The sequence below is a fragment of the Pseudomonas eucalypticola genome (genome assembly GCF_013374995.1).
In the GTDB taxonomy this organism is placed as follows: domain Bacteria; phylum Pseudomonadota; class Gammaproteobacteria; order Pseudomonadales; family Pseudomonadaceae; genus Aquipseudomonas; species Aquipseudomonas eucalypticola.
Map to the genome: position 1 here is coordinate 4,967,747 of NZ_CP056030.1, position 18,398 is coordinate 4,986,144.

Genomic DNA, 18,398 nt, shown 5'->3' on the forward strand with positions numbered 1-18,398 from the left:
AGACCTCAGAAGGTCTGGCCCAGGGAGAATTGGAAGATCTGGGTTTCGGAATAGTCCGGCTTCTTGATCGGCGTCGCCAGGCTGAAGCTCAGAGGACCCAGCGCGGTGACCCAGGTCACGCCCAGACCGACGGAGGCGGCCATTTGCGAGAAGTCGACGCTTTCGCAGTACTTGGACGACGAGGAGCAGTTGGTGTCGAAGGTGCTACCCATGTCCAGGAACAGCGAGGTCCGCAGGGAGCGCTGGTCTTTCACGAACGGCATCGGGAACAGGACCTCGGCACCGCCAGTGATCAGGACGTTGCCACCGAAGGCTTCCGGGTCCTGGTCAGGGTCGGCGATGGTACCCGGGTACTTGCCCGTGCTCGGCGTGCTGCGCGGGCCCAGGGTACTGTCCTTGAAGCCACGTACCGAGTTGAAACCGCCCGCGTAGTAGTTCTCGTAGAACGGCAGGCCCTTGGTATCGCCAAAGCCGTCGCCGTAACCCAGTTCAGAGTGAAGGCGCAGTGTGTAGGTATCGGTCAGCGGGGCGAACAACTGGCCACGGTAGTCGATCTTGTAGAACGACAGGTCGCTGCCAGGCGTGGTCGTCTCCAACGTCAGGCTTTGCGAGTGACCGCGAGTCGGCAGCGTCCCCTTGTTCAGGGTCGAGTCGGACCAGCCCACGGAGGCCTTCAGGTTGGTGAAGCTGTCGCCTTCCCGGTTGATGAAATCGAAAATCTCGTCAACGGTGTAGTCACCGGTGCTGATGGTGTCGCGCTGCAACGTCAGGCCGTAGGTCATGCGCGACGTTTCGCTGATCGGGTAGCCGAACGTCACACCAGCGCCGTAGCTGTCCACCGAGTAGCTGGAGATATCGACGTCGAGGTCGCTGTAGTCGGTCTTGCGGTAGAACGCGTTGTAACCCAGGCTGACACCGTCCGGCGTGAAGTACGGGTCGACGTAGCTGAAGTTGTAGCGGGTCTGGTACTCGGACTTGGTCAGGCCGATGGACACCTTGTTACCGGTACCCAGGAAGTTGCTCTGACTGATCGAACCACCCAGGATCAGGCCGGCGCTCTGGGCGAAACCGACACTGGCGGTGATCGAACCGGAGGCTTGCTCTTCCACGGAGTAGTTCACGTCGACCTGGTCATCCACGCCCGGAACGGCCGGGGTCTCGACGTTGACTTCCTTGAAGTAGCCCAGGCGCTCCAGGCGGGTCTTGGACTGGTCGATCAGGTAGGTCGACGCCCAGCCACCTTCCATCTGGCGCATTTCACGGCGCAATACCTTGTCATCGGTCTTGGTGTTGCCGCGGTAGTTGATGCGGTTCACGTAGGCGCGCTTGCCCGGGTCGACCACGAAGGTGATGTCCACGGTGTGGTCATCGTCATGGGGGGTAGGCACGCCGTTGACGTTGGCGAAGGTGTAGCCGTCGTTACCCAGGCGGCGAGTGATCAGCTCCGAGGTGGTGGTCATCAGCTTGCGCGAGAACACCTGGCCTTTCTGCACCAGCAGCAGGGCCTTGACCTGGTCTTCCGGCACCTTCAGGTCGCCGGACAGCTTGACGTCGCGAACGTTGTACTTCTGGCCTTCGTTGATGTTGACCGTGATGTAGACGCTTTTCTTGTCCGGGGTGATGGACACCTGGGTAGAGGTGATGTCCATGTTGATATAGCCGCGGTCCAGATAGTAGGAACGCAGGCGCTCAAGGTCACCCGACAGCTTCTCGCGGGCGTACTTGTCGTCGTTCTTGAAGAACGACAGCCAGTTGGTGGTCTTGAGCTGGAACTGGTCGGTCAGGTCTTCTTCGGAGAATACCGTGTTGCCCACCACGTTGATGTGCTGGATGGCAGCGACGGTACCTTCGTTGATCTTGATCTTCAGGCTGACGCGGTTACGCGGCTGCGGCACCACGTCGGCGTCCACGGTAGCCGAATAACGGCCCTGGGCCACGTACTGGCGCTGCAGTTCGTTGCGCACACCTTCGAGGGTGGCGCGCTGGAAGATCTCGCCCTCGGCCAGGCCGGACTGCTTGAGCCCCTTCATCAGGTCTTCGGTGCTGATGGCCTTGTTGCCTTCGATCTCGATGCTGGAGACCGACGGGCGCTCGACTACACTGATAACCAGGACGTTGCCGTCGCGGCCCAGCTGGATATCTTGAAAGAAACCGGTCTTGAACAGCGCGCGAGTGGAATCCACCAGGCGTCGATCATCCGCTTCGTCGCCCACGTTCAATGGCAAGGCACCAAACACGCTGCCCGCGGATACCCGCTGCAAGCCGTTGACACGAATATCAGAGATTTTGAAGGACTCGGCGTGAACTTCGGTGACCATCAATGCGGCAAGAACCGCAGTAAGCAGCAGACGTTTCATGAAGTCCTTTCTTATTCCAACTGGCAATAAGCAAACTGCCGCAAAGGCGGCAGGTTCGCAATTGAGCGAAGCTTTACAGTCGACCCAAATCGTTGATCAGGGCAAGCAACATCACCCCGACTACCAAACTGATACCGATCTGGATCCCCCAACCCTGTACCCGATCCGACACCGGGCGACCACGCACCCATTCGATCAGGTAGAACAGCAAGTGCCCCCCATCCAACACGGGGATGGGCAGCAAATTCAGAACCCCAAGGCTAATGCTCAGATAGGCGAGGAAATTCAGGAAATCCCCAACGCCCGACTGGGCTGAAGCGCCCGCCACTTTAGCAATGGTTATCGGTCCACTCAAGTTTTTTACCGAGAGCTCGCCGAACAGCATTTTCTTCAACGAATCAAGGGTCAGCACGCTCATGGTCCAGGTACGCCTGGCGCCCTCGCCAATGGCGGCGACCGGGCCGTAGCTGACTTCGCGGGTCATCTCGGCGGGCCATTGCACCGCCTTCACACCGGCGCCCAGGTAGCCCGCGGCGTCCTTGCCTTCGCCCCGCGAAGCCAAGGTAACGGGCACTTCCAATGACTGGCCATCGCGCTGCACGCGCAGGGTCACCTTGGCGTCCGGGCGCTCGCGCACCTGGTCCACCACTTGCTGCCAATCACCCAGCGCCTTGCCGTCCAGCGCCAGCAGGCGGTCGCCGGTTTTCAGACCAGCGGCCTGGGCCGGACCCTTCGGATCGAGTTCAGCCAGCACCGGCTCCAGCGCCGGGCGCCATGGCCGAATGCCCAGGGAGCGGATAGGGTCTGGTTCGTCGGTGCCCTGCAGCCAGTGGTCCAGCGCCAGGGTGTGCGGCTCGTCCGCCGAGGCGCCTTGTGGGCGCACATTAATCTGCAGCGAACCGGTTTCACCCAGGCGGCGCACCAGTTGCAGGTTCACCTGGGACCAACCGCTGGTGGCTTCGCCATCGACGGATACAATTTCAGCATTGGCTGGCAACCCGGCCAGCGCCGCGATACTGCCCGCCTCGACGCTGCCGATGACCGGGCGTACCTGCTGGCTGCCCAGCATCGCCAGCACCCAGAAGAAAAACAGTGCCAACAGAAAGTTGGCCACCGGGCCCGCGGCCACGATGGCGATGCGTTGCCCCACGCGCTTGCGGTTGAAGGCCTGGTCCAGCTGCTCGACCGGCACGTCGCCCTCACGCTCGTCGAGCATCTTCACGTAGCCGCCCAACGGGATGGCCGCCACCACGTACTCGGTGCCCTGGCGATCATGCCAGCGCACCAGCGGCATGCCAAAGCCCACGGAAAACCGCAGCACCTTCACGCCACAGCGCCGCGCGACCCAGAAATGGCCGAATTCGTGAAAAGTGACCAGTACACCCAATGCCACCAGGGTACCGACAATCATGTAGAGCGCACTCATAACTCTCTCCGAATAGCGTCGCGGCGCGGATCAAGGGGTGCGCAGGCACACCGCGCGATCAGCGCCCGTGGCGATTCAACCATTGCCCGGCCAGCTCCCTTGCCCGTGTGTCGGCGGCAAACACCGCGTCCAGCGCGTCCAGCGCAACGACAGGCTCCAGGCTCACGACATCCTCGATCATACGCGCGATCTCCGGATAACGGATGCGCCGCTCGAGAAATGCCGCCACCGCCACTTCGTTGGCGGCATTGAGCATCGTCGGCGCGCTGTTGCCGGCCTCCGCGGCCTGGCGAGCCAGGCGCAGGCAAGGAAACCGCAGCTCGTCCGGCGCCTCGAAATCCAGGCGCCCTACCGCAAACAGGTCCAGCGGCGCCACCCCGGAGTCGATACGCTCAGGCCACGAGAGGGCGTGAGCGATGGGGGTGCGCATGTCCGGGTTGCCCATCTGGGCCAGCACCGAACCGTCGACATAATCGACCATGGAGTGAATCACACTTTGGCGATGCACCACCACCTCGACCTGATGGGGCCGAGCGTCGAACAGCCAGCACGCCTCGATCAGTTCCAGGCCCTTGTTCATCATGCTGGCCGAGTCGACCGAGATCTTGCGGCCCATGGACCAATTGGGGTGCGCGCAGGCCTGCTCCGGCGTGACCTGTTCCAGTTGTGCCAACGGCGTCTCGCGGAACGGGCCACCACTGGCGGTCAGCAGGATTCGACGCACACCCACCCGGCCCAGCCCCGGGGAAAAATCACGGGGCAGGCACTGGAAAATGGCATTGTGCTCGCTGTCGATAGGCAGTAACAACGCGCCACTGCGGCGTACAGCTTCCATGAACAGCGCGCCGGACATCACCAGCGCTTCCTTGTTGGCCAGCAACACCTTCTTGCCGGCTTCCACGGCCGCCAGGGTCGGGCGCAGGCCCGCCGCGCCGACGATGGCCGCCATCACGGCGTCCACGCTCGGGTCGGCCGCCACCTGGCACAGCCCCTCCTCACCCACCAGCACTTCGGCAGCCAGGCCCGCGGCCCGCAGGCCAGCCTGCATGCGCTGAGCGCCAGCGGCGTCAGGCACCACCACGCACTGAGGCCGGTGCTTGACACACAAGGCGAGCAACTCGTCCAGGCGCGAGAAGCCGCTGAGGGCAAACACCTGGTAGCGGTCGGGGTGACGCGCGATGACGTCCAGGGTGCTCAGGCCGATGGAGCCCGTGGCACCCAATACGGTGATCCGTTGAGGCTTGCTCACAGCGCGCTCCAGTTGGCCGCCCACAACAGCACCGCGAACACCGGGATGGCGGCGGTGAGGCTGTCGATACGGTCGAGGATACCGCCATGGCCAGGCAGCAGGTTGCTGCTGTCCTTGATGCCAGCACGGCGCTTGAACATGCTTTCGGTCAGGTCACCCACCACCGACAGCGCCACCACGATGGCGGCGCCAACCAGGCACAGCAGGGTTTCGCCAAACCCCCACTGGCGGACCTGGCCCACCACCAGGGTAATGACCAGGCTCACGGCCATGCCGCCATAGAAGCCCGCCCAGCTCTTGCCGGGGCTGACCTGCGGGGCCAGTTTGCGCTTGCCGAAGGCCCGGCCGGAGAAGTAGGCACCGATGTCGGCAGCCCACACCAGCACCATCACCGCCAGGATCAGCCAGTTACCCTGGCCCTGCGCCTTGATCAGCACCAGGCCCTGCCAGGCCGGCAGCAGAATGAGCAGGCCGATCAGCAGCTTGCAGGCCACACTGGCCCAATGCTCGCTGGTACCTGGGAAGGTCAGCACCAGGTAGGTGGCCACCCCCCACCAGATCAGCGCCGCCGCCAGCACGAAAGGTGCCAGGGCAGGCGACAGGTACAGGAAGAACAAGGCGGCCGCCACCACGGCGGCGAAGGCCACGCGCGCAGGCTGGGCTTCGAAACCGGCCAGACGGGCCCACTCCCAACCACCGAGGGTCACCACCAGGCCGATGAACAGGGCAAACGCGCCTCCGTCGAGCAGGAAGAAACCGCACAGGGCGATCGGCAACAGGATCAGCGCTGTCATGATGCGTTGTTTAAGCATTAAGCACGGGCTCCGGCTTCCACCTGCTCGCTGGTCTTACCGAAGCGGCGCTGGCGCGAAGCGAAATCGGCCAGCGCAGTGCGCATGGCGTCGTGTTTGAAGTCCGGCCAGAACAGGTCGGAGAAATACAGCTCGGCGTAGGCCAGCTGCCAAAGCAGGAAGTTGCTGATGCGCCGCTCGCCACCGGTGCGGATGCACAGGTCGGGCAACGGCAAGTCGCCCGTGGCCAGGCAGGTTTGCAGCAACTCGGGGGTGATATCGTCCGGGCGCAAATGCCCGGCCTGGACTTCGCGCGCCAGCCGCTGGGCAGCCTGGGCGATGTCCCACTGGCCGCCGTAATTGGCGGCGATCTGCAGCACGAAGCGGTCGCTGCCAGCGGTCAACGCCTCGGCTTCACGCATGGACGCCTGCAGCTCAGGGTGAAAGCGCGAGCGATCACCGATGATCCGCAGGCTGATGCGGTTCTCATTCAGCCGCCGTGCCTCGCGGCGCAATGCCGTGAGGAACAGCTCCATCAGCGCCCCGACCTCTTCGGCCGGCCGCTGCCAGTTTTCACTGGAGAAGGCGAAGAGCGTCAGGACCTCGACCTTGGCCTCAGCACACACCTCGATGACCGCACGAACGGCGTCCACGCCAGCCTTGTGCCCGGCGATACCGGGCAGCAAGCGCTTTTTCGCCCAGCGATTATTCCCATCCATGATGATCGCAACGTGTCGCGGTACCGAGGCCGGCACAGTCAGCTTGGTCTTTTCCATGGAAACGCGCAGACCCTTCTTATACAGCCATCAAATCGGCTTCTTTCTGCTTCACGGCCACTTCGATTTCGGCCACGAATTTGTCCGTCAGCTTCTGGATGTCGTCAGCGGCGCGGCGCTCTTCGTCTTCGCTGATTTCCTTTTCCTTGACCAGGTCTTTCAGCTGGCCCAGGGCGTCGCGACGAATGTTGCGCACGGCAACACGGCCGTCTTCAGCGGCTTCACGCGCCTGCTTGGTGAAGCCCTTGCGGGTTTCCTCGGTCAGTGCCGGCATGGTGATCAGCAGCAGTTCACCCAGGTTGGTCGGGTTGAAACCCAGGCCCGAGCTCTGGATGGCCTTGTCGACGGCCGACAGCATGTTGCGTTCGAACGCCACGACCTGCAGGGTACGCGAGTCTTTCACGGTCACGTTGGCGACCTGGTTCAGGGGGGTGTCGGCACCATAGTAAGGCACCATCACGCCGCCCAGGATGCTGGGGTGGGCCTGACCGGTACGGATGCGGCTGAACGCGTGGGCCAGCGACTCCAGGGATTTCTGCATGCGCTCTTGCGCGTCTTTCTTGATTTCGTTGATCATTCTTCGCCTTCCTCGATCAGAGTTCCTTCAGCGCCGCCCACTACGATATTCAGCAGAGCGCCAGGCTTGTTCATGTTAAACACCCGCAACGGCATGTTGTGGTCACGGCACAGGCAGATGGCGGTCAGGTCCATCACGCCCAGCTTGCGGTCCAGCACTTCATCGTACGTCAGGCGGTCAAATTTCTCAGCATGCGGATCCTTGAATGGATCGGCAGTGTACACACCATCGACCTTCGTTGCCTTCAGCACCACGTCTGCACCGATTTCGATGGCGCGCAGGCATGCGGCGGAGTCGGTGGTGAAGAACGGGTTGCCGGTACCGGCAGCGAAAATGACCACGTCACCGGACTTGAGCAGGCGGTCGGCCTTGCGGCGGTCGTAGTGGTCGGTGACGCCGACCATGGTGATGGCGGACATGACGATGGCAGGAATGTTGGAACGCTCCAGGGCGTCACGCATTGCCAGGGCGTTCATTACAGTCGCCAGCATACCCATGTGGTCGCCGGTGACGCGGTCCATGCCGGCTTCGCTCAGGGCGGCACCACGGAACAGGTTGCCCCCGCCGATGACCAGGCCTACCTGAACACCGATACCCACCAGTTGGCCAACTTCCAGGGCCATGCGATCCAGCACCTTCGGGTCGATCCCGAAGTCTTCCGAGCCCATCAGGGCCTCGCCGCTAAGTTTGAGCAAAATGCGTTTATAGCGAGGTTGACGACCACTCACCTGCTGAGCCATTGCGAATCTCTCCTGCGGCGTTAAAAAATTCTGGGCGGGCTGTTTGCAGCCTGCGCTAACTCTAGCTTGGCACCGCTGCGGCGCCATCGGAAGCAGCCTTGTAAGCCACGATTCCGTCTTTCATTTTGACAAAGAGGCTGCGCGCGTGAGCGGGCAGCCTCTTTGGGGCGACAGTGGTTAGACCGTCTTACTGCTTGGCAGCAGCCAGCTGGGCGGCAACTTCTTCAGCGAAGTTGTCGACTGGCTTCTCGATGCCTTCACCGACTTTGAAGTAGGTGAACGAAACGATTTCAGCGCCGCCTTTCTTGGCCAGTTCGCCAACCTTGATCTCAGGGTTCTTGACGAACGCCTGCTCGACCAGGGAAGCCTCGGCCAGGAACTTCTTGATACGACCGTCGATCATGTTGGCAACGATGTTCTCAGGCTTGCCTTTGATCTTGTCTTCGTTCAGCTGCAGGAACACGGCTTTTTCGCGCTCGATGGCTTCGGCCGAAACTTCCGACGGCAGCAGGAACTCAGGGTTGCTGGCGGCCACGTGCATGGCGATGTCTTTGGCCAGCTCGGCGTTGCCGCCTTTCAGGGCAACCACGACACCGATCTTGTTACCGTGCAGGTAAGCGTCGACCACGTCACCTTCTACGCGAACAAGGCGGCGGATGTTGACGTTTTCGCCAACTTTGGCAACCAGGGCTTCGCGCGCGGCTTCCTGAGCGGCGATCAGCGGGGCTGCGTCGGTCAGTTTGTCTTCCAGGGCTTTTTCAACGCTGGCGGTGACGAAGTTCTTGAAGTCGTCCTGCAGGGCCAGGAAGTCGGTCTGCGAGTTGACTTCCAGGATGACGGCGGACTTGTTGTCAGCAGCAACCTTGACAGCAATGGCGCCTTCGGCGGCAACGTTGCCAGCCTTCTTGGCGGCCTTGATGGCGCCCGAGGCACGCATGTCGTCGATCGCTTTCTCGATGTCGCCGCCAGCCTTGGTCAGGGCTTTCTTGCAGTCCATCATGCCTTCGCCGGTACGCTCGCGCAGTTCTTTGACCAACGCTGCAGTAATTTCTGCCATTTCAAAATCCTCTTGGATAGGTTTTCAACCATTCCACCCGATTGGCACGGGCGCTCAATTCGTGAAGCTTGCCAGCTACTGCGTTAAAAAAATGCAATGACTACACCGGCAAGGTTCTCAAGGTGGCAAAAAGGGGGCCTAGCCCCCTTTTTGCGTACCGAGTAAACGCTGGGCGTCTAGACTCAGCCTTCTACCGCTGCAGCAGGTGCGTCCTGGACGTACTCTTCGGTACCGCCAGCAACGTGGTTGCGGCCACGGATAACGGCGTCAGCCATCGAACCCATGTACAGCTGGATAGCGCGGATGGCGTCATCGTTACCTGGGATGATGTAGTCGACGCCTTCTGGGCTGGAGTTGGTATCGACTACGCCGATGACCGGGATACCCAGCTTGTTGGCTTCGGTGATCGCGATGCGCTCGTGATCAACGTCGATGACGAACAGTGCGTCAGGCAGACCGCCCATGTCCTTGATACCACCCAGGGAGCGATCCAGTTTTTCCAGATCACGGGTGCGCATCAGGGCTTCTTTCTTGGTCAGCTTGGCGAAGGTGCCATCTTCGGCCTGGGTTTCCAGGTCGCGCAGACGCTTGATCGAAGCACGGATGGTTTTGAAGTTGGTCAGCATGCCGCCCAACCAGCGGTGGTCGACGTACGGCGAGCCGCAACGTGCTGCTTCTTCAGCAACGATCTTGCCAGCCGAACGCTTGGTGCCGACGAACAGGATCTTGTTCTTGCCCTGGGCCAGGCGCTCTACGAACGTCAGAGCGTCGTTGAACATTGGCAGGGTTTTTTCCAGGTTGATGATGTGAATCTTGTTGCGCGCGCCGAAAATGTACTTGCCCATTTTCGGGTTCCAGTAACGGGTCTGGTGGCCGAAGTGCACACCGGCCTTCAGCATATCGCGCATATTGACTTGGGACATGATAGTTCCTTGATAAGTCGGGTTAGGCCTCCACGTACCCCAATGACCAACCAGCAGCTAGAGCTGAAGGCACCCAGGTCATCGTGCCGATACGTGTGTGGGTTTGGTGCTTTCGGGGCTATCCCCGGAAAGCGGCGCATTTTATACCACAGAACCTTTGCCAGCGAAACCCGAATTCACGTTGTCGATCAACGACTTTTGCGTGCGGGCTTGATTCGCGCAACAATGGCCCTATGAACTCTATATAGAGAAGCGATGCCTGGCGACAGTTCCCGCTGCCGGCCGTCTGGTAGAATCGTTTCATTTCGTGTTTGCCTGCGCCATGGAGCGCCGAGAGAGCCTGTATGACCGTCACCATCAAAACCCCCGAGGACATCGAGCACATGCGCGTTGCCGGCCGCCTGGCCGCGCAAGTGCTGGAAATGATCGAACCGCACGTCAAGCCCGGCGTGACCACCGAGGAACTGGACCGCCTGTGCCACGACTTCATCGTCAATGAGCAGAAGGCCATCCCCGCCCCGCTGAACTACAAGGGCTTTCCCAAGTCGATCTGCACCTCGATCAACCACGTGGTGTGCCACGGTATTCCCGGTGACAAGGTGCTGAAGGACGGCGACACCCTGAACATCGACGTCACCGTGATCAAGGATGGCTACCACGGCGACACCAGCCGCATGTTCCACGTGGGCACCGTGCCAGCTTGGGCCGAGCGCCTGTCCAAGGTGACCCAGGAATGCCTGTACAAGGCCATCGAACTGGTGAAGCCGGGCTGCCGCCTGGGCGACATCGGTGAAGTGATCCAGAAGCACGCCGAAAAGAACGGTTTTTCGGTGGTACGCGAGTTCTGCGGCCATGGCATCGGCAAGGTGTTTCACGAAGAGCCGCAGATCCTGCACTACGGCCGTGCTGGCACCGGCATGGAGCTCAAGGAAGGCATGACCTTCACCATCGAGCCCATGATCAACCAGGGCAAGGCCGACACCAAGGTGCTGGGCGACGGCTGGACGGCCATCACCAAGGACCGCAAGCTGTCGGCCCAGTGGGAACACACCCTGGTGGTGACGGCCACGGGCTATGAGATCTTTACCTTGCGGGCGGACGATACCATTGCGCGGGTTTCCGCTTAGGGCTTGATCGAGGGGGTGGGCCCGGGCTTGCCCGGGAACGCCTCACCACACAGCCACAGCCAAGAATAGCCTCACCCCCCAACACAGTTCAGGAAGGCCCATTCGATGCCCCAGGTGGATCCGGAGTTGTTCGATCGCGGCCAGTTCCAGGCGGAACTGGCCCTCAAGGCGAGCCCTATCGCCGCCTTCAAGAAAGCCATTCGCCAGGCCCGCGAGGTGCTGGACGGGCGCTTTCGCAGCGGACGCGACATTCGCCGGCTGATCGAGGACCGCGCCTGGTTCGTCGACAATATCCTGCAACAGGCCTGGAATCAGTTCGATTGGAGCGAGGAAGCCGATATCGCCCTGGTGGCGGTGGGTGGCTATGGCCGGGGCGAGTTGCACCCCTACTCCGATATCGACCTGCTGATCCTGCTGGAAAGCTCGGACCACGAGATCTTCCGCGACTCCATCGAGCGTTTTCTCACCCTGCTGTGGGACATTGGCCTGGAAGTGGGCCAGAGCGTGCGCTCCATCGAAGAGTGCGCCGAGCAGGCCCGCGGTGACCTGACCATCATCACCAACCTGATGGAAAGCCGCACCGTGGCCGGCCCCGAGCGCCTGCGCAAGCGCATGCTGGACGTCACCAGCACCGCGCACATGTGGCCCAGCAAGGAATTCTTCCTGGCCAAGCGCGCCGAGCAGAAAGCCCGGCACCACAAGTACAACGACACCGAATACAACCTGGAACCCAACGTCAAGGGATCCCCAGGCGGCCTGCGTGATATCCAGACCATTCTCTGGGTGGCCCGGCGCCAATACGGCACCCTCAACCTGCATGCCCTGGCGGGTGAAGGCTTCCTGCTGGAAAACGAGAACAACCTGCTGGCCAGTTCCCAGGAGTTCCTGTGGAAAGTGCGCTACGCCCTGCACATGCTGGCCGGGCGCGCCGAGGACCGCTTGCTGTTCGACCACCAGCGCAGCATCGCCGGGCTGCTGGGTTTCAAGGACAGCGACGCGAAGCTGGCCATCGAGCGCTTCATGCAGAAGTATTACCGTGTGGTGATGAGCATCGCCGAGCTCAGTGACCTGATCATCCAGCACTTCGAAGAAGTGATCCTGGCCGACGACGTGGGCAGCGTCACCCTACCGGTCAACTCGCGCTTCCAGTTGCATGACGGCTACATCGAGGCCACCCACGCCAACGTGTTCAAGCGCACGCCGTTCGCCATGCTGGAAATCTTCGTGCTGATGGCGCAGAACCCCGAGATCAAGGGCGTGCGCGCGGACACCATTCGCCTGTTGCGCGAACACCGCCACCTGATCGACGACGATTTCCGCAATGACATTCGCAACACCAGCCTGTTCATCGAGCTGTTCAAGTGCGAAATCGGCATACACCGCAACCTGCGGCGCATGAACCGCTATGGCATTCTGGGCCGTTACCTGCCCGAATTCGGTCACATCGTGGGGCAAATGCAGCATGACCTGTTCCACATCTACACCGTGGACGCCCACACGCTGAACCTGATCAAGCACCTGCGCAAATTGCAGTACACGCCGGTGTCCGAGAAATTCCCGCTGGCCAGCAAGCTCATGGGCCAGTTGCCCAAGCCGGAGCTGATCTACCTGGCCGGCCTGTACCACGACATCGGCAAGGGCCGCCATGGCGACCACTCGGACCTGGGCGCCATCGACGCCGAGGCCTTCTGCCAGCGCCATCAGTTGCCCGTGTGGGACAGCCGCCTGATCGTCTGGCTGGTGCAGAACCACCTGGTGATGTCCACCACCGCCCAGCGCAAGGACCTGTCCGACCCGCAGGTAATCCACGACTTCGCGCAACTGGTAGGTGACCAGACGCACCTGGACTACCTGTATGTGCTGACCGTGGCCGACATCAACGCCACCAACCCCAGCCTGTGGAACAGCTGGCGCGCCAGCCTGCTGCGCCAGCTGTTCACCGAGACCAAGCGCGCCCTGCGCCGTGGCCTGGAGAACCCGCTGGACCGCGAAGAGCAGATCCGCCAGACCCAGAGCGCCGCCCTGGACATCCTGGTGCGCGCCGGTACCGACCCCGACGACGTCGAGCAACTGTGGTCGCAACTGGGCGATGACTATTTCCTGCGCCACACCGCCGGCGACGTGGCCTGGCACAGCGACGCCATTCTGCAGCAGCCGGTGGACGGCGGGCCGCTGGTGCTGATCAAGGAAACCACCCAGCGCGAGTTCGAGGGTGGCACGCAGATCTTCATCTACGCGCCTGACCAGCACGACTTCTTCGCCGTGACCGTGGCCGCCATGGACCAGCTCAACCTGAACATCCATGACGCGCGCATCATCACCTCCAGCAGCCAGTTCACCCTCGACACCTACATCGTGCTGGACAACGACGGCGGCTCCATCGGCGACAACCCGGTGCGGGTCAAAGCCATCCGCGAAGGCCTCACCGAGGCCCTGCGCAACCCGGATGACTACCCCACCATCATCCAGCGCCGGGTGCCGCGCCAGCTCAAGCATTTCGCCTTCGCGCCGCAAGTCACCATCCACAATGACGCCCAGCGCCCGGTGACCATCCTGGAGCTCAGCGCCCCGGACCGCCCTGGCTTGCTGGCGCGCATCGGCAAGATTTTCCTGGAGTTCGACCTGTCACTGCAGAACGCCAAGATCGCCACCCTCGGCGAACGGGTGGAAGACGTGTTCTTCATCACCGACGCCGACAACCACCCGCTTTCCGACCCGCAACTGTGCAGCCGCCTGCAGGATGCCATCGTCGACCAACTGAGTGTCAGCCAGCCGCAGGGCGTCGAGCTGTCGCGCCTGAGCATTTAGAGGAACATTCGTGAACAACGCTTTGAACCAGCTGCAGCCCTACCCGTTCGAGAAACTGCGCAAGCTGCTGGGCGCCGTGACGCCAGCGGCCGACAAGCGCCCTATCGCCCTGTCGATCGGCGAGCCCAAGCACCGCTCGCCCAGCTTCGTCGCCGAAGCGCTGAGCGCCAACCTTGACCAGATGGCTGTGTACCCCACCACCCTGGGCATTCCGGCGCTGCGCGAAGCCATTGGCAAATGGTGTGAGCGCCGTTTCAATGTGCCGGCCGGCTGGATCGACCCGGCGCGCCACGTGCTGCCGGTCAATGGCACGCGCGAGGCATTGTTTGCCTTTACCCAGACAGTGGTGGAGCGCAGCGATGATGGCCTGGTGATCAGCCCCAACCCGTTCTACCAGATCTATGAAGGCGCGGCGCTGCTGGCCGGGGCCACCCCCCACTACCTGCCGTGCCTGGACAGCAACGGCTTCAACCCGGACTTCGACGCCGTGTCGGCCGAGACCTGGAAACGCTGCCAGATCCTGTTCCTGTGTTCGCCCGGCAACCCCACCGGCGCGCTGGTGCCGATGGACACCCTGAAGAAGCTGATTGCCCTGGCCGACGAACACGACTTCGTCATCGCGGCCGACGAGTGCTACAGCGAGCTGTACTTCGACGAACAGAGCCCGCCCCCAGGCCTGTTGAGCGCGTGCGCGGAGCTGGGCCGCAGCGACTTCAAGCGGTGCGTGGTGTTCCACAGCCTGTCCAAGCGCTCCAACCTGCCCGGCCTGCGTTCCGGCTTCGTGGCCGGTGACGCCGACATCCTCAAGGCGTTCCTGCTGTACCGCACCTACCACGGCTGCGCCATGCCCGTGCAGACCCAGCTGGCCAGCATCGCCGCCTGGAACGATGAAGTGCATGTACGCGCCAACCGCGCGCTGTACCGCGAAAAGTTCGACGCGGTGCTGGCGATTCTTGCGCCAGTGCTGGATGTGCAGCGCCCCGATGGCAGTTTTTACCTGTGGCCGAAAGTGCCGATGGACGATGCCCTGTTCTGCCAGCAGCTGTTCGAACAGCAACATGTGACCGTGGTGCCGGGTTCGTACCTGTCCCGTGAGGTCGACGGCGTCAACCCGGGTGCGGGCCGGGTGCGCATGGCCCTGGTCGCGCCGCTGGCCGAGTGCGTGGAAGCCGCTGAACGCATCCGCGACTTTCTCAGCCAGCGCTGATCACACCGCTACCTCCACACGCCCCGCCCTGGGGGCGCGTGCCGCAGCTCAGGCTCAACGGCCGTGCCCCAGGTTTGCCTCATTCAGGTCCAGCTCACTGAGGATCTCGCGCAGCACCTCATCGCCGATGTGGTGATGGCGGCGCAGGTCATACAGCTCCAGGCGCTGGGCTCGCAAGCCACGAATGCGCAGGCGACGTTCCAGCTGGTCCAATTGCTGGGCCTGCACCTGGGCCTCGGCGGAGTCGTTGTAGGTGTCCAGCTGGTGCCGGTACTCGGCCATGATCTGCGCTTTCAATTCCGCCGCCAGCGCCGCCTGTGCAGCATCGGCTGGCGGAGCGGCGGGCTCGCTGACCTCCTCTGCCTCCAACGCACGGATCGCCGCCTCGGCGGTGCGCCGCCACACTTCACGCACTTCCTTGCGCAGCGCCTCGTCGGAACTGCGCTCTACCCCCCGCAACAACAGCGGCAAGGCAATGCACGCCGCCAGCAACGACAGCAGGATCACCCCCGCAGCAATGAAGATCAGCAGGTCGCGTTCGGGAAAATCCTGCCCAGCGCTCAGCAGCAGGGGCACCGACATCACGCCCGCCAGCGTCACCGCCCCACGCACGCCGCCCACCGTCAGCAACCAGCAGGACCGCGCGGTGGGGACCAGGGTGATGGTGTCCTTGCCCCGCCAGCGGCGCAGCCTGCCGATGAAACGCCAGGTGCTCTGCACCCACACGAACCGCAGCACCACCAGCACGAGGAAAATGCACACCACGTCGAACAGGCGATAGGCCAGGGTTGGCCACAACGACGCCTCGTGGCTGGTCACCGCCTTGATGATGTCCGGCAGCTGCAGGCCCAGCAGCAGGAAGATCAAGCCATTGAAAGCGAACTCCAGCAGCGACCACACACTGCGGTTCAACAACCGGGTGCTGGTCTGGCGGGGCAACAGGTCAAGCCAGCTCTGCATCATGCCCGCCGCCACGGCCGCGAGAATGCCCGAGGCCCCCAGGCGCTCGGCCAGTACATAGGCCGCGAACGGCAGCAGCAACATGAACACCACATGGGTGGCAGGGTCATCCCAGCCGCGGGCGATCATCCAGCGGCGCAGGCGCCCCACCAGCCAGCTGAGGGCCACGCCCAGGGCCAGGCCGCCGATAGCCACCAGCACGAAGGTCACGCTGGCTTCGGCCAGGGAGAAGTAGCCGGTGACCGCCGCCGCCAGCGCGAACTTGAAGGTCACCAGGCCCGAGGCATCGTTCATCAGCGCCTCGCCCTGCAAAATCCGCATCAACGGTGTGGGCAACTTGTCTTGGGCGATGGCTGACACCGCCACTGCATCGGTGGGCGACAGCACGGCGGCCAGTGCGAAGGCCACCGGCAGCGCAATGCTCGGCAACAGCCAATGGATGAAGTAGCCGGCGCCGACCACAGTGAACAGCACCAGGCCCACCGCCAGCATCAGGATCGAGCCCCGGAGCCGCCACAGGTCGCGCTTGGGCATGCGCCAGCCGTCAGCGAACAGCAACGGTGGCAGGAACAGAAACAGGAACAGCTCAGGGTCCAGTGCCACATGCAGGCCCAGGCTCGGCCAGGCCAGAATGGCCCCGGCGGCGATCTGCACCAACGGCAATGGAATCGGTATCACCCGCGCCACCAGCCTTGAGATGCCCACCAGCATCAATAGAATCAGCACGGTATAAGCGGTTTGCATAGGGCAGCATTCTCCTTCATCGGTCGGTGCATCTTACCGGCCCAGGCCGCGCGCCGCGCCTGCACATTGGTCGCACCAGCCACGGGACGGACATCTTCTGTCGTCCCTTGGCGAGCAACAGTCATGGCGCCGAAAGAATCGATGCCGCATAATTCGTCGATTCGTTTCCAGGAGACCGCTGAGCCAGGCCCCGTTCATCCGGGCCGCTCCCTTTGAAACCATGGCTTACACACTTTTCGGCATCAAGGCCTGCGACACCATGAAGAAGGCCCGCACCTGGCTCGACGAGCATGGCGCCGGCTACGACTTCCATGATTACAAGACCCAGGGCATCGACCGTGAGCACCTGGAACAATGGTGCAACGAACACGGCTGGGAAGTCGTGCTCAACCGCGCTGGCACCACCTTCCGCAAGCTCGCTGACGAGCAGAAGGCCAATCTGGACCAGGCGAAGGCCATCGAACTGATGCTCGCCCAGCCTTCCATGATCAAGCGCCCGGTGCTGGACCTTGGCGACCGGACCCTCGTGGGCTTCAAGCCCGATATCTATGCGGCGGCCGTCCAGCAATAATGCTGGCAACAGGGCCCCATTCATTTGCAAAGAGGTAACTGCATGTCCACTACTCTGTTCAGCCTGGCCTTCGGCGTCGGCACCCAGAATCGCAACGGCGCCTGGCTGGAAGTGTTCTACGCCCAACCGCTGGTTTCCCCTTCTGCCGAACTGATCGCTGCCATCACCCCTGTACTGGGCTACACCGGCGGCAACCAGGCCATCACGTTCACCACCGCCCAGGCTTCGCAACTGGCCGAAGCGGTGAAGGGCATCGACGCCGCCCAGGCCGCGCTGCTGACCCGCCTGGCCGAAAGCCACAAGCCGCTGGTGGCCACCTTGCTGGCCGAAGACGCCGCCCTGGCCTCCACCCCCGAGGCTTACCTCAAGCTGCACCTGCTGTCGCACCGCCTGGTAAAACCCCATGGCGTGAGCCTGGCCGGTATCTTCCCGCTGCTGCCAAACGTGGCCTGGACCAGCCAGGGCGCCGTCGACCTGGCCGAACTGGCCGAGCTGCAACTGGAAGCGCGCCTCAAGGGCGAGCTGCTGGAAGTGTTCTCGGTGGACAAGTTCCCGAAAATGACCGACTACGTGGTACCCGCCGGCGTGCGCATCGCCGATGCTGCCCGTGTGCGCCTGGGCGCCTACATTGGCGAAGGCACCACCATCATGCACGAAGGCTTCGTCAACTTTAACGCCGGTACCGAAGGCCCGGGCATGATCGAAGGCCGGGTATCGGCCGGCGTATTCGTGGGCAAAGGCTCGGACCTGGGTGGCGGCTGCTCGACCATGGGCACCCTGTCGGGCGGCGGCAACATCGTCATCAAGGTTGGCGAAGGCTGCCTGATCGGCGCCAACGCCGGTATCGGCATCCCGCTGGGCGACCGCAACACCGTGGAAGCGGGCCTGTACATCACCGCCGGCACCAAAGTGGCGCTGCTGGACGAGCAGAACCAGTTGGTCAAAGTGGTCAAGGCCCGTGACCTGGCTGGCCAGACCGACCTGCTGTTCCGTCGCAATTCGGAAACCGGCACAGTGGAATGCAAGACCCACAAGTCGGCCATCGAGCTGAACGAAGCGCTGCACGCTCACAACTAAGCGGCACC

General features: G+C 62.7%; 15 protein-coding genes. 5 read left to right on the top strand and 10 right to left on the bottom strand.

Annotation, left to right across the window (positions count from 1 at the left end; translation table 11 throughout):
• Positions 1 to 5: 5 nt before the first annotated feature.
• From bamA to rpsB, 9 genes are all read right to left on the bottom strand, one after another.
• Positions 6 to 2,357 (bottom strand): outer membrane protein assembly factor BamA, encoded by a 2,352-nt coding sequence (gene bamA, locus HWQ56_RS22100; RefSeq protein ID WP_158156854.1) that lies wholly within the window; start codon positions 2,355 to 2,357, stop codon positions 6 to 8.
• A gap of 73 nt (positions 2,358 to 2,430) precedes the next feature.
• Entirely contained in the window at positions 2,431 to 3,783 is a 1,353-nt protein-coding gene (gene rseP / locus HWQ56_RS22105) for a sigma E protease regulator RseP (RefSeq protein WP_158156856.1), read from the bottom strand.
• A 58-nt stretch (positions 3,784 to 3,841) separates the two neighbouring features.
• On the bottom strand, positions 3,842 to 5,032 hold the full coding sequence (ispC, locus tag HWQ56_RS22110; protein ID WP_158156858.1) for a 1-deoxy-D-xylulose-5-phosphate reductoisomerase: 1,191 nt from the start codon (positions 5,030 to 5,032) through the stop codon (positions 3,842 to 3,844).
• Positions 5,029 to 5,844, bottom strand: a complete 816-nt coding sequence (locus tag HWQ56_RS22115; RefSeq protein WP_176571778.1) for a phosphatidate cytidylyltransferase — start codon at positions 5,842 to 5,844, stop codon at positions 5,029 to 5,031. Before HWQ56_RS22115 ends, ispC begins: the two co-directional genes overlap by 4 nt.
• Complete coding sequence (gene uppS, locus HWQ56_RS22120) at positions 5,844 to 6,599, bottom strand: polyprenyl diphosphate synthase (RefSeq protein ID WP_158156861.1); 756 nt, start codon at positions 6,597 to 6,599, stop codon at positions 5,844 to 5,846. The genes HWQ56_RS22115 and uppS overlap by 1 nt, the downstream gene beginning before the upstream one ends.
• 19 nt (positions 6,600 to 6,618) lie before the next feature.
• Positions 6,619 to 7,176 (bottom strand): ribosome recycling factor, encoded by a 558-nt coding sequence (gene frr / locus HWQ56_RS22125; RefSeq protein ID WP_158156863.1) that lies wholly within the window; start codon positions 7,174 to 7,176, stop codon positions 6,619 to 6,621.
• On the bottom strand, positions 7,173 to 7,916 hold the full coding sequence (pyrH, locus tag HWQ56_RS22130) for a UMP kinase (protein ID WP_008366369.1): 744 nt from the start codon (positions 7,914 to 7,916) through the stop codon (positions 7,173 to 7,175). The genes frr and pyrH overlap by 4 nt, the downstream gene beginning before the upstream one ends.
• A gap of 187 nt (positions 7,917 to 8,103) precedes the next feature.
• Positions 8,104 to 8,973 (bottom strand): translation elongation factor Ts, encoded by an 870-nt coding sequence (gene tsf / locus HWQ56_RS22135; RefSeq protein WP_176571779.1) that lies wholly within the window; start codon positions 8,971 to 8,973, stop codon positions 8,104 to 8,106.
• A gap of 182 nt (positions 8,974 to 9,155) precedes the next feature.
• Entirely contained in the window at positions 9,156 to 9,896 is a 741-nt protein-coding gene (gene rpsB, locus HWQ56_RS22140) for a 30S ribosomal protein S2 (protein WP_176571780.1), read from the bottom strand.
• 344 nt (positions 9,897 to 10,240) lie between these two features.
• Between rpsB and map the strand changes: the two genes are divergently transcribed.
• From map to dapC, 3 genes are all read left to right on the top strand, one after another.
• Positions 10,241 to 11,023 (top strand): type I methionyl aminopeptidase, encoded by a 783-nt coding sequence (gene map / locus HWQ56_RS22145; protein ID WP_158156869.1) that lies wholly within the window; start codon positions 10,241 to 10,243, stop codon positions 11,021 to 11,023.
• Positions 11,024 to 11,128: 105 nt separating this feature from the next.
• Entirely contained in the window at positions 11,129 to 13,831 is a 2,703-nt protein-coding gene (locus tag HWQ56_RS22150; RefSeq protein WP_158156871.1) for a [protein-PII] uridylyltransferase, read from the top strand.
• Between the two features lie 10 nt (positions 13,832 to 13,841).
• A complete protein-coding gene (gene dapC, locus HWQ56_RS22155; RefSeq protein WP_176571781.1) occupies positions 13,842 to 15,038 on the top strand; it encodes a succinyldiaminopimelate transaminase in 1,197 nt (398 codons plus the stop codon).
• A 54-nt stretch (positions 15,039 to 15,092) separates the two neighbouring features.
• On the opposite strand, the gene HWQ56_RS22160 is transcribed toward dapC, so the two are convergent.
• A complete protein-coding gene (locus tag HWQ56_RS22160; RefSeq protein WP_158156875.1) occupies positions 15,093 to 16,742 on the bottom strand; it encodes a Na+/H+ antiporter in 1,650 nt (549 codons plus the stop codon).
• A 220-nt stretch (positions 16,743 to 16,962) separates the two neighbouring features.
• Here HWQ56_RS22160 and HWQ56_RS22165 point away from each other — a divergent pair, with 220 nt between their 5' ends.
• Positions 16,963 to 17,313, top strand: a complete 351-nt coding sequence (locus HWQ56_RS22165) for an ArsC family reductase (protein WP_158156877.1) — start codon at positions 16,963 to 16,965, stop codon at positions 17,311 to 17,313.
• A gap of 42 nt (positions 17,314 to 17,355) precedes the next feature.
• Entirely contained in the window at positions 17,356 to 18,390 is a 1,035-nt protein-coding gene (dapD, locus tag HWQ56_RS22170) for a 2,3,4,5-tetrahydropyridine-2,6-dicarboxylate N-succinyltransferase (protein WP_158156879.1), read from the top strand.
• The last annotated feature ends 8 nt before the right edge of the window (positions 18,391 to 18,398 follow it).